Consider the following 11275-nt stretch of genomic DNA (forward strand, 5'->3'; position numbering starts at 1 on the left):
CATGCCCATGATGGTCCTGACCTCCGAGTACGTCGCTCTCGCCGGCGTCGACCTGTCCGAGTACGCCCGCAAGGCCGAACTCGCGGTCGAGGTCGAGGAGAAGGACGTCACGACCTATGCCGCGGCCGGGTGGAAGGTGCTGCTCGGCGGACTCAAGTCCGGTGAGCTCGGCTGCGAGTTCCTCCAGGACTACGCCGCCACCCGCATCGATTCCATCATCTGGCCCCTGCTCGGCACGGTCGTCCCCTTCGAGGTCCGCCCGACCAACGCCGTCGTCTCCGCCTCCAACCCGAAGTACACCGGCTCCGTCCTGGTGAAGGAGTGGAAGCCCATCGAGGGCAGCGTCGGCGACGAGGCCACCTCGGGTGTCAGCTTCCCCACCTCCGGCGCCGTCCTGCGCGCCACGGCCTGATGCCCGCCGGCGGCCTGCCGTTCGAGCTCGGCGTCGATGCGCGCGAGGGCCTGGACGCGCTCACCCGCGCGATCCGCGCCGAGGAGGACGGCAAGGAGCTCCGCCGCGAGCTCGCCAAGAACATGCGCACCTCCCTGCTACCGGCCGCCGCGATGGCCAAGAGCGGGATCATGTCCATGGCCTCCGCCGGCCCCGGCACCTCGCCTGCGCTGCGCTCCTCCATCGCCCGCAAGATCCGGCCCGAGGTCAAGCTCGGCGGCAGTTGGAGCGGTGCCCGGATCAAGGCGTTCAAGACCAAGAACGTCCGCGGCTTCCCCAACGCCCCCAAGCGCACCAACCGCGCTCGCGGCTGGCGCCACCTCGTCTACGGCCGGCCCGACACCTGGGTCACCCAGCACGGCAAGGTCCGCTGGTTCGACCACGCCATGGAAGGCGTCGAGCCCAACGCCCGCGAGGCCGTCGAGCGCGCCATGGAGGACATGGCGCGCCGCCTCGCCACCCGCACCCGATAGGAGCCCCCGACGTGTTTCTGATCTACCACCCCGAAGGCCAGGACGAGCCGACCCGCTGGCGCTACAACCCCAGGCGCGGCCTGCTCGCGCCCGAACGCGAGGACATCGAGCGCAGAACCGGAATGCCCTACGCCGAGTTCACCCAGGCTGTACTCAAGGGCTCGTCGCTGTGCCGCCGGGCGCTGCTGTATGTCTTCCTGCGCCGCGACCACCCCAAGCTGCGCTGGGAGGACGTCGGCTTCGAGTGGGACGAGCTCCGCCTGGAGTACTCGAAGCAGGAGTGGCAGACCATGCGGGACGGCGCTGTCGAGCGCCTCCACGGCGAGGAGCTCGCCGCCGCGCTGGAGGAGTTTGACCGGCTCATCGAGCAGGCCGAGGACGACCCCGAGGAGTCGGGAAAAGCCCGGCCGCCGATCGCCGACTGAGGCAATTGGGCAACGCCGCCCACCTGCTCGGGATCAAGCCCGACGACTGGGCCGGCCTCACCGTCGAGGAGACCGACGCGCTCCTCGACTGGCTCGACGCCTACAAGGCGGCCCAGGACGAGGCCGAGCAGAAGATGAGGAGGTGATCCTGTGTCGGACACCTCCCTCGTGTTCAACCTGGTCGCCCGCGATAAGGCCACCGGCGAGCTGTCCGCCATGGGCGAGCGGTTCAACACCGCGGCGGCGACCATCGGCGCCGGCTTCGCCGCCGCGCTTGGCGTCAGCGTCATGACCCACATGAACATGGAGGCCGCCGGGTCGAAGCTCGCCGCCCAGCTCGGCGTGGGCCCGACCGAGGCCGCTCGCCTCGCCGAGGTCTCCGCCGGCGTGTTCAAGGAGGGCTGGGGCGACTCCATCGAGACCGTCAACGCCGCGATCAAGGGCGTGTACCAGAACATCGGCGACGTGAGCGCGGTCGAGGGCGGCCTGGAGGGCATTTCCAAGAAGGCGCTCGCGCTCGCCCACACCTTTGACCAAGAGGTCGGCCCCGTCACAGCAGCCATCGGCCAGATGCTCAAGACCGGCCTCGCCAAGAACGCCACCGAGGCGTTCGACATCGTCACCCGCGGATTCCAGACCGGCGCCAACCGCGCCGATGACCTGCTCGACACGATCACCGAGTACGGGACCCAGTGGCGGAAGTTCGGCCTCGACGGCGCCACCGCCATGGGCCTGATCTCCCAGGGTCTCAAGGCCGGCGCCAGGGACGCCGACATCGTCGCGGACTCGATCAAGGAGTTCTCGATCCGCTCGGTCGACGGATCCAAGACCACGGCGGACGGCTTCAAGGCCATCGGCGAGAACGCCACCAGCATGGCGGCGAAGATCGGCGCGGGCGGCGCCACCGCCACGGCCGCGCTCGACCTCACCCTCGACAAGCTGCGCGCTATGGAGGACCCCGTCAAGCGCGAGGCTGCCGCGGTCGCCCTGTTCGGCACCCAGGCCGAGGACCTCGGCGCGGCCTTGTACAGCCTCGACCCGTCAGCCGCCGTCGCCGCGCTCGGCCAAGTCGGCGGCGCGGCCGACAAGATGGCCAAGACCGTGCACGACAGTCCAGCCGCCGCCTTGGAAGCGTTCAAGCGCTCCGTCATGGTCGAGCTCGGCGCCGTCGGTGGCGTCGTCGCCACCTTCGCCATGGAGAACACCGGTCTCACCAAGGGCTTGGCCTACACCCTCGCGGGCCTCGCCGCCGTGGTCCTCACGGTCGCCGCCGCGCAGCGGGTCTACGCGGCCTACACCGCGATCGCGACCGTGGCCACCACGGTCATGAACTCGGCATCGGTCGCGGCCGTCGCCGGGTGGGCGCGAATGATGGCCTGGGGACTCATGACCTACACCCGGATCGCCGCTGCCGCGGTCGCCTCGGCCGCCACGACCGCGGCCTCCTGGGTCGGCTCCGCGCTCGTGTCCATCGGCACCTGGATCGCCGCCGTCGTCCGGGCCGGGGCCGTCGCCGTCGCCCAGTTCGCGATGATGGCGACCCGCGCCGTCGTGTGGGCCCTCACGATGGCGGCACAGTGGCTCATCGCCATGGGCCCGATCGGCTGGGTCATCGCCATCGTCGTGGCACTCGTCGCCCTCGTGATCGCCAACTGGGACAAGATCCTTGCGTTCACGAGCAAGATCTGGCCCGCGATCTGGGGCGCGATCAAGTGGGCAGGCCAGCAGATCTGGAACTTCTTCCTGAACTGGACGATCGTCGGTCTCGTCATCAAGCACTGGGACAAGATCAAGGCCGGTGTGACCAGCAAGGCCATGGGACTTGTCTCGTGGATGCGGGGCTTCCCCGGCATGATCGTCCGCGCGCTCGGCTCCCTCGGGAACCTGCTCGTCGGCAAGGGGCAGGACGTCGTCCGCGGTCTGTGGAAGGGCATCCAGGGCATGGGCCCATGGCTGCGCTCCACCCTCTCCGGATGGGCCCGCCGCCTCGTCCCGGGCCCGATCGCCAAGGCCCTCGGGATCGCGAGTCCCTCGCGGGTCATGGCCGCCGAGGTCGGCCGCTGGATCCCCGCCGGTGTCGTCCAGGGCATCGAGGCCGGACAGCCCGAGCTCGCCCGCACCATGTCCACCCTCGTCCAGGCCCCGCCCGCCACGGCCGCCCTCGCCACCGGCCAGCGACTCGCCCCCGCCGCCGCGCCGCTTGCCCGCGGCGGGATGGCCGGTGCGGGCGTCGTCACCGTCCGCCTGGAGACCACCGGCGCCGACTCCGCCGTCCGCACCCTGCTCCAGAAGATCGTCCGCGTCGAGGGCCGCGGGTCGGTCCAAGTCGCCTTCGGGCAGTAAGGAGGCACCCCGTGGCGTTCCCCAGCACCCCGCTCGACGTCCTCGTCGAGCTCCAGGTCGGCGGCACGTGGACGGACATCACGGCCGACACCTACACCCGGTCGCCGATCGGGATCGAGTGCGGACGCTCCGAGGAGAGCGTCCGCACCAACCCGGCCAAGTGCACGCTGGAGATCAACAACCGGTCGGGCAAGTACTCGCCGCGCAACCCCCGCAGCCCGTACTACGGGCTGATCGGCCGCAACACCCCGATCCGTGTCTCCGTCAACAGCGGCCCGTCCTTCCTCAGCACCACGGGCGCAACCGGCAGCGGCGCCCGCACCCCGGACGCTGCGGCGCTCGACGTCACGGGGGACATCGACATCCGGGTCGACGCCACCCTCGACAACTGGCGAACGACCGGGGTCGTGCCGTCCGTCGACCTCGTCGGGAAGTGGTCAACGACCGGTAACCAACGATCATGGATGGTCCAGAGTCGGGACGGGAAACCCCACCTGGAGTGGTCGCCGGACGGCTCGACGGTGCTCCAGGCCGACGCCACCGTCATGCCCGTTCTGCCGGTCTCCCGCCGGATGGCCTGGCGAGTCACCCTCGACGTCAACAACGGCGCCGGCGGCTGGACCGCCACGTTCTACACCGCCCCCACGATCGCCGGCCCCTGGACGCAGCTCGGCGCCTCCGTCACCGGCGCGGGCACCACGTCGATCTTCAACTCGACGACCGAGCTGAAGGTCGGCGACGCCACGAACCTGACGTTCGCCAAGCCCACCGGCCGCATTCACGCCGCCGAGATCCGCAACGGCATCGGCGGGAGCGTCGTCGCCGCCCCTAACTTCACCACGCAGACCCCCGGGGCCGGCTCGTTCACGGACAGCACCGGCAAGGTCTGGACAGTGCTCGGCACGAGCGCGATCACGAACCGGCACGTGCGGTTCGTCGGCGAGGTCTCCTCGTGGCCCGCCCGATGGGACGTGCCGGGCAAGGACGTGTGGGTGCCCATCGAGGCCGCGGGCATCCTGCGCCGCCTCGGGCAGGGCCGCAAGTCGCTCGACAGCACGCTCCGCCGCCGCATCCCCTCCCACTCGCCGCTGGCGTACTGGCCGTGCGAAGACGACGAGGGAGCCACGCAGGCGTACTCACCGATCAAGGGAGTGGCGCCGCTACGGCTCACCGGCGGCTGGACGTTCGGCCAGGACGACACCTTGGCCGGCTCATCCTCCCTGCCGGCCGTCGAGCCCGGGGCGAGGATGCGCGGCACCGTGCCAGCTCCGCCCGCGGGCACCATGCAGTGGTCCGTGCACATGCTCTACGCCGTCGACGCGGCACCGGCCTCCGATGCCGAGTTCCTGTCCTGGACGACGTCCGGGACGGTCCGCCGGTGGCGCATCTTGATCCGCACTGGTGTCGGCACCGTGCAGGGGTTCGCCGCGGACGGCACGCAGATCGTGAACGCCACCGTTGGTGTCGGCTCCGACGTGTTCACCGGCTGGCAGCGGCTCCAGTTCGAGGCCGAGCAGAACGGCGCCAACGTCGACTGGTCCCTCTTCTGGTTCAACATCGGCGGATCGGCCGGCGGCTTCAGCGGGTCCGTCGCGGGCAGCGTCGGGCAGGTCGCCCTCGTCGACACCCAGTTCGGCGCCAGCATCTCCGGCCTGCGGGTCGGTCACCTGTCGGTGCTGCCCGTCGGGGACGGAACCGATGGCAACGCCTACCGCGATGCGGACCACGGGTACAGCAACGAGCCGGCCACCGACCGCATGGAGCGACTCGCCGCCGAGGAGAGCGCCACCGTGGCGCTCGCCGTCTTCAACGGCAGCGTGCCCGCGGCCTCCGAGCCTCTCGGCCCGCAGCGGCCCGCCTCCCTGCTCGACCTCCTGCAGGACGCCGCAGACTGCGACGGTGGGATTCTGTACGAGGACCGGGCCAGCAGCAGCCTCGTGTACCGCGACCGCCGCACCCTCTACAACCAGGCGCCGGCGCTCGTCCTCGACTACACCGTGGAGGGCGAGGTCGGCCCGCCGCTCGAACCGGTCGAGGATGACCAGCGGACCCGCAACGACGTCACCGTCTCGCGCTCGGGCGGCTCGTCGAGCCGTGCCGTGCGCAGCACCGGGCCGTTGTCCGTCCAGCCGCCGCCGCAGGGGGTTGGCGTCTACGACGAATCCGTCACGCTCAACCTCGGTGCCGATCACCAGACCGAGCACATCGCCGGATGGCGGCTGCACCTCGGCACGTGGGATGAGGCGCGGTACCCCACGGTGCGGCTCATGCTCCACGCCGCATCGCACCTGATCCCCGCGTACCTCACGCTGAAGATCGGCGACCGCATCCAGATCGCCAACCCTCCGTCCTGGCTGCCGCCCGGTCCGATCGATCTGGTCGTCCAGGGCATCGCCGAGGTCGTCGACCAGTACACGTGGGACGTCGTCCTCACGTGCACCCCGGCCGGGCCCTGGACGGTCGGCGTCGTCGGAGACGCTGTCCTCGGCCGGGTCGCTACGGACGGCTGCACCCTCGGCGGCGCCGTGTCCGCCTCGGCCACCTCGTTCACACTCGTCTCGTCCCCTGGGCCGCGCTGGGTCGACTCCGCCACCTACCCGAGTCGCTTCCCGTTCGACCTGCTCGTCGGCGGCGAGCGCGTCCGGGTCACCGCGATCACCGGGACGACGCTCACCCAGACCGCCACCGTCACCCGGGCTGTCAACGGCATCTCGAAGGCGCACGCCGCTGGCGCCGCCGTCCAGGTCGCCGACCCTGCCCGCATCGCCCTGTAAGGAGGTACCGCATGGCCCTCGCAGGCGACATCATCACCGCCGCCATGCTGACCGTCGGCTCCGTCGAGGCCGAGGACACCACCGCCGGCCGATCGACCACCAGCACCGCGTACACCGACGCGTCCGGCGGCGCTTTCAGCGCGCAGGCTGTCGTGCCGGCGTCCGGGAAGGTGGCCGTCGAGATCCGCTCGACGCAGCGCAACGCCTCGACATCCAACACGATCACGTCGTGGCAGGCCGTCGGCTCCGTCTCGGGCACGGTCTACAGCCCGAACGACAACGCCGCCCTGATCACGGTCGGGTCGAACAATCAGCCGCTCGACCTGCGCAAGCACCTCAGCGGCCTCGTGCCCGGGGAGACCCTGACCGTCACGATCAAGCACCGGGTCAACAACGCTGCCAACGCAGGGATCTTCGACTACCGCTTGATCCTCATCGAGGGCCTCTGGGGGTAACCCTGCGCCCGACCTGTATCGCCCATCGGCCCGCCTCCGTGCGGGCCTTTCTGCTACCCCGTACCCCGAGGAGGGACCCATGGCCGTTGCCACGGTCGGGCGCATCGTCCACTACATCGACGCCGAGGAGGTCTGTAAGGCCGGGATCGTCACGGCCGCCGCCGGCGACGGCACGGTCCACCTGACCATCTTCGGTGCCGAGGGCGGCATGGCCGCCTACAGCAGCGTCCCCAGCTCCGACACCGCGCCGCATCCACACGGCTCCTGGCACTTCCCGGAGGTGGCGTGATGGCTACTCCCCTGACCGCGGACCGGCTCGTCGCCGCACTCCGCGCCGAAGGCGTCACCGTCGTCGAGCACGACGGCTGGCGCACCCACCACCGCAACCAGGCCGGCGCCTGGGGGCCCGTGGTCGGCGTGATGATCCACCACACCGTGAGCTCCGGCACCAGGTCCTCGGTCGAGCTGTGCTACCGCGGCTACGAGGGCCTGCCCGGACCGCTGTGCCACGGCGTCATCGCGAAGGACGGCGTCGTCCACCTCGTCGGCAACGGCCGCGCCAACCACGCGGGCGGCGGCGACCCGTCTGTCCTCCAGGCCGTCATCACCGAGACCTACCGCGACCGGCCGCCGGCCCCGCGCGAGCACCAGGGCAGCGCGGGCGCGGTCGACGGCAACTCCCGCTTCTACGGCTTCGAGTGCATCAACCTCGGTGACGGCTCCGACCCGTGGCCGGCCGCCCAGCTCGGCGCCATCGAGCGGGTCTCGGCGGCGCTGTGCCGGGCCCACGGCTGGGGCGCCCGCTCCGTGATCGGGCACTCGGAGTGGTCCGACTGGAAGAGCGACCCGCGCGGCGTCAGCATGCCGGGCATGCGCGGCCGGATCGAGCAGCGCCTCGCCACCGCCCCGGGCAAGCCCAAGCCCCCGGCCGCCAAGCCTCCCGCTCCGCAGTACGAGCCGTTCCCCGGCACCAGCTTTTTCAAGACCCGCCCGTCCTCGCCGATCGTCACCGCGATGGGCCGCCGGCTGGTCGCCGAGGGCTGCGGCCGGTACAAGGTCGGGCCCGGCCCGCGCTGGTCGGAGGCCGACCGTCAGTCCTACGCCGCCTGGCAGCGCAAGCTCGGATACCGGGGCGACGACGCCGACGGCTGGCCCGGCAAGACCTCCTGGACCGCTCTCAAGGTCCCCAAGATCAAGTGAAGGAGCACCCCCACATGAGCACCGCCACCAAGCGCACCGTCCGCACTGTCCTCCAGGGCGCCGTCGGCTTCGCCGTCGTCCTGCCCGCCGTCGTCGACGCGTCCGGCATCCCCGCCTCCCTGCCATGGGTCGTCGGGGCCCTGGCCGTCGCGGGCGGCCTCGCCCGCGTCATGGCCCTGCCCGGGGTCGAGCAGCTCCTCGACCGCGTCGGCCTCGGCCTCGTCGACGAGAAGGGGCTGGCCTCGTGACCAACCCGTCCCCCGCCGAGCCGGTCGCGGTGGCGGTCGAGCTCGAGCGCCTGCGCGGGACGATGGAGGCCGGCTTCGCCCGGGTCGACGGATCCCTGGCCCTCCTCGTCCAGCGCGGTGACCAGACCGACAAGCAGCTCGCCGACCACGAGACCCGCCTCGACGCCCTGGAGCGCGCCCGCTGGCCGCTCCCCTCGCTGGCCGCCGTGTGCGGCCTGGCGGGCCTCGGGGTCGCCCTGTACGAGCTCGCCGCCCGCTGAACCACCCGCGCCCCCTCCGTCACGGCGGAGGGGGCGCGCTTCGCCGTTCCTCAGGACCTACGCTGCCTCGTACTCGTGCGGGTGGCCGCCGCGCCATTTCACCCAGTGCGGATCGTCGAGGATCAGCTCGGGGTCGAGGAGGCCGGCACCCTCCAGGAAGACAACGAGGTCGTGGTCGGAGTGCGCGATGCCGAGGTATCCGACGTCCTGTCCGCGGCCCTGCACGGTGACTCGCCGCCCGCCGGACGGGTCGGGCGGGTGCACGATGATCGGGGCCTCGCTCATCCTTCTAGGGTGCGCCGCCCGAGTCAGTCGAGCACGCCGAGGTCTGGGCCTGCCCGGCAGATGGCGCAGGCATGGACCCGACCGTCGGTGAGCGCGTCCAGGGCCTGCTTGCGGGTGAGGGGCTGGGTGTGGCCGCTCGCCATGTGGCAGTCGCCTCGGTGTACGGAGTCGGGCACGGGCCGGCCACCCTGCCGGAGGTAGGAGAGCACCCATTCGGGTGGCTCGCGCCGAGCCCGGATCGGTGCGGCGGCGGCTTCCTGCTGCTCGATCTTCGCGATGCGGGCGCGCACGTCGGCGAGGACGTACGTCAGCCAGGTCTCCAGGGTCCGGAGGCGCGGCAGATCGGGCGGAAGTGTGGACACAAGTTCGATTCTAGTAACAGGAGCGGCTGGTTTTGCCCCGGGGCGACGTCGTTCCGCTGACCACCCACTGGCCCTACGCTCAGCCGCATGATCAAGTGCATTGTGTTCGACGTCGGAGAGACGCTCGTCCGCGACGACCGGTACTGGGCCCGGTGGGCTGACTGGCTCGGCGTCCCCCGTCACACCGTGTCTGCGCTCGTCGGCGCCGTCGTCGCGCAGGGCCGCGACAACGCTGATGCCCTCCGCATCCTCCGCCCGGGCATTGACGTCGGCGCCGAGTACCGCGCCCGGGAGGCGGCGGGTCGAGGCGAGCACCTCGACGAGTCGGACCTGTACGACGACGTCCGCCCGGCGCTCGCCGCACTGCGTGAGCTCGGCGTCCGGGTGGTGATCGCCGGAAACCAGACGACGAAGGCGGCCGAGATGCTGCGCGATCTCGACCTGCCCGCCGACTTCATCGCCACGTCCGGTGAGTGGGGCTGCGCGAAGCCGGACCCCGAGTTCTTCAACCGTGTGCTCGTGACTGCGGACGGCGCCGGCCCGTGGGAGACGGTGTATGTCGGCGACCACCCCGCCAACGACACGATCCCGGCCGCGGAGTTCGGATTCCTCACCGCGCACCTGCGGCGGGGCCCCTGGGGGCATCTGTGGGCAGACGATCCAGCCGTCGCCGAGGCGGCGGACTGGGTGATCGGCTCGCTTCACGACCTCGTCGACATCGTGAAGCAGGAGCAGGAGTAGGAGCAGGCGGAGTAGCGGTTCTCTGTACTCGGCCGGTCACTGTGTGGGTACGGTTGGACATGCCCGCAGACAGTCCGCGGGAGGTGGGCGAACGGATCGCCGCCCGCCGCCGCGCCCGCCGCCTCACCCAGACCCAGCTTGCCGCGCAGGCTCACGTCTCGTACGCCACCGTCCGGGCCGTCGAGCGAGGCGCCCGCTGCCCGAGCGATGACGTCCTCGAAGCGCTCGCCCGCGCGCTCGACGTCGACGCGACCCAGCTCCGCACCGGCTACCTGGGCACGGAGCGCCGCGTGCACGCTGCGCTCCCGGATCTGTCCGCGGTCATCGCCGGGTACGAGATCCCCCAGGGCCGGCCTTCCCGCGCGCCGGGCGAGCTCGCCGCCGCAGTGGGCACGGCGGTTGAGTGGCGGCTCGGGGCCCAGTACGGCCGGATCGCCGCCGCGATCCCGAGCGTCCTCGCCGACGCCATCCGCTACGTCCACACCGCACCCGCTCGCGAGCACGCGGACGCGGCCCGGCTGCTCGCATCCGCGGCCCGCACGGCCGACGCGCTCGCTTTCAAGTACGGCGCCCGGGATCTGTCGGCCCGGCTCATCGACCTCATGCGTTGGGCCGCCGACCGCTCCGAGGACCCTCTCGTCGAGGCCGTCACGGCGTACGTCCGGACGGAGATCTTCTTCGCCGCTCGCTCCCACGCCGTGGGGCTGGCCGCCCTGGAGCAGGCCGTCGATGCCGCGCCCGCGCCGTCCTCCCGTCTCGAAGCGGCCGCCCGCGGCGCGTTGCACATGCGGGCCGCCGTCATCGCCGGCCGCGCCGAGGACGCCACCGCAGCAGACCTCCACCTCGACCACGCCCGGGCGCTCGCCCAGCAGGTGGGTAGCGAAGGCACGTATCTGGGTACGTCGTTCGGCCCGGACTCGGTCCGCATCCACGAGGTCTCGGTGGCCGTCAGCCTCGGGCCTGAGCACGTCGACCGGGCCTTGTCCGTGGCGGAGCAGTGGAGGCCGCCAGACTTCCTTCCGGCCGAGCGCCGGTCCGGTTTCTACATCGAGCTCGCCCGCGCGCAGGACTGGGCCGGGCTCCAGAACGACGCGTTCGAGAGCCTGAAGGTCGCCCGCCAGACGGCGCCGCAGCACACGCGCGAGCACCCGTGGGCCCGCGAGGTCGCCGCCGGGCTACGCCGCCACTACCGCGCCGACGCAGAGAGCCTGACGCACTTCGCCGAGTGGATCGGCGCCGTCTGACCGACTGCTACAAG

Annotated in this window: 15 protein-coding genes; 13 read left to right on the forward strand and 2 right to left on the reverse strand. The window is 71.6% G+C overall.

Annotation, left to right across the window (positions count from 1 at the left end; genetic code table 11):
* The first annotated feature begins 1 nt into the window (after nt 1).
* From ABZ135_RS12680 to ABZ135_RS12730, 11 genes are all read left to right on the forward strand, one after another.
* Nucleotides 2–412: a hypothetical protein gene (locus ABZ135_RS12680; protein ID WP_356694738.1), complete on the forward strand. Its 411-nt coding sequence runs from the start codon at nt 2–4 to the stop codon at nt 410–412.
* Nucleotides 412–924: a hypothetical protein gene (locus tag ABZ135_RS12685; protein ID WP_356694740.1), complete on the forward strand. Its 513-nt coding sequence runs from the start codon at nt 412–414 to the stop codon at nt 922–924. Before ABZ135_RS12680 ends, ABZ135_RS12685 begins: the two co-directional genes overlap by 1 nt.
* A gap of 11 nt (nt 925–935) precedes the next feature.
* The gene (locus ABZ135_RS12690; RefSeq protein WP_356694742.1) at nt 936–1349 is read left to right on the forward strand and encodes a hypothetical protein; all 414 of its coding nucleotides are present in this window, start codon (nt 936–938) and stop codon (nt 1347–1349) included.
* A gap of 5 nt (nt 1350–1354) precedes the next feature.
* Nucleotides 1355–1495 carry a hypothetical protein gene (locus ABZ135_RS12695; RefSeq protein ID WP_356694744.1) on the forward strand — a complete coding sequence of 47 codons (141 nt, stop codon included), beginning with the start codon at nt 1355–1357 and terminating at the stop codon, nt 1493–1495.
* Between the two features lie 4 nt (nt 1496–1499).
* On the forward strand, nt 1500–3692 hold the full coding sequence (locus ABZ135_RS12700) for a phage tail tape measure protein (protein WP_356694746.1): 2193 nt from the start codon (nt 1500–1502) through the stop codon (nt 3690–3692).
* 11 nt (nt 3693–3703) lie between these two features.
* Nucleotides 3704–6466 carry a hypothetical protein gene (locus ABZ135_RS12705; RefSeq protein ID WP_356694748.1) on the forward strand — a complete coding sequence of 921 codons (2763 nt, stop codon included), beginning with the start codon at nt 3704–3706 and terminating at the stop codon, nt 6464–6466.
* 11 nt (nt 6467–6477) lie between these two features.
* Entirely contained in the window at nt 6478–6921 is a 444-nt protein-coding gene (locus ABZ135_RS12710) for a hypothetical protein (protein ID WP_356694750.1), read from the forward strand.
* 79 nt (nt 6922–7000) lie between these two features.
* Nucleotides 7001–7210, forward strand: a complete 210-nt coding sequence (locus ABZ135_RS12715; protein WP_356694752.1) for a hypothetical protein — start codon at nt 7001–7003, stop codon at nt 7208–7210.
* Entirely contained in the window at nt 7210–8121 is a 912-nt protein-coding gene (locus ABZ135_RS12720; RefSeq protein ID WP_356694754.1) for a peptidoglycan-binding protein, read from the forward strand. The genes ABZ135_RS12715 and ABZ135_RS12720 overlap by 1 nt, the downstream gene beginning before the upstream one ends.
* A gap of 14 nt (nt 8122–8135) precedes the next feature.
* Nucleotides 8136–8369 (forward strand): hypothetical protein, encoded by a 234-nt coding sequence (locus ABZ135_RS12725; RefSeq protein WP_356694756.1) that lies wholly within the window; start codon nt 8136–8138, stop codon nt 8367–8369.
* Nucleotides 8366–8629, forward strand: coding sequence for a hypothetical protein (locus ABZ135_RS12730; protein WP_356694758.1), 264 nt, complete (start codon nt 8366–8368; stop codon nt 8627–8629). The genes ABZ135_RS12725 and ABZ135_RS12730 overlap by 4 nt, the downstream gene beginning before the upstream one ends.
* A gap of 57 nt (nt 8630–8686) precedes the next feature.
* On the opposite strand, the gene ABZ135_RS12735 is transcribed toward ABZ135_RS12730, so the two are convergent.
* Nucleotides 8687–8914, reverse strand: coding sequence for a hypothetical protein (locus ABZ135_RS12735; RefSeq protein WP_356694760.1), 228 nt, complete (start codon nt 8912–8914; stop codon nt 8687–8689).
* Nucleotides 8915–8937: 23 nt separating this feature from the next.
* The gene (locus tag ABZ135_RS12740; RefSeq protein ID WP_356694762.1) at nt 8938–9276 is read right to left on the reverse strand and encodes a DUF6233 domain-containing protein; all 339 of its coding nucleotides are present in this window, start codon (nt 9274–9276) and stop codon (nt 8938–8940) included.
* 87 nt (nt 9277–9363) lie between these two features.
* Here ABZ135_RS12740 and ABZ135_RS12745 point away from each other — a divergent pair, with 87 nt between their 5' ends.
* Both ABZ135_RS12745 and ABZ135_RS12750 read left to right on the forward strand, forming a co-directional pair.
* Nucleotides 9364–10017, forward strand: coding sequence for an HAD family hydrolase (locus ABZ135_RS12745; RefSeq protein WP_356694764.1), 654 nt, complete (start codon nt 9364–9366; stop codon nt 10015–10017).
* A 59-nt stretch (nt 10018–10076) separates the two neighbouring features.
* The gene (locus tag ABZ135_RS12750) at nt 10077–11261 is read left to right on the forward strand and encodes a helix-turn-helix transcriptional regulator (RefSeq protein ID WP_356694766.1); all 1185 of its coding nucleotides are present in this window, start codon (nt 10077–10079) and stop codon (nt 11259–11261) included.
* The last annotated feature ends 14 nt before the right edge of the window (nt 11262–11275 follow it).

The organism is Streptomyces sp. NPDC006339, assembly GCF_040612775.1.
Lineage (GTDB): Bacteria > Actinomycetota > Actinomycetes > Streptomycetales > Streptomycetaceae > Streptomyces.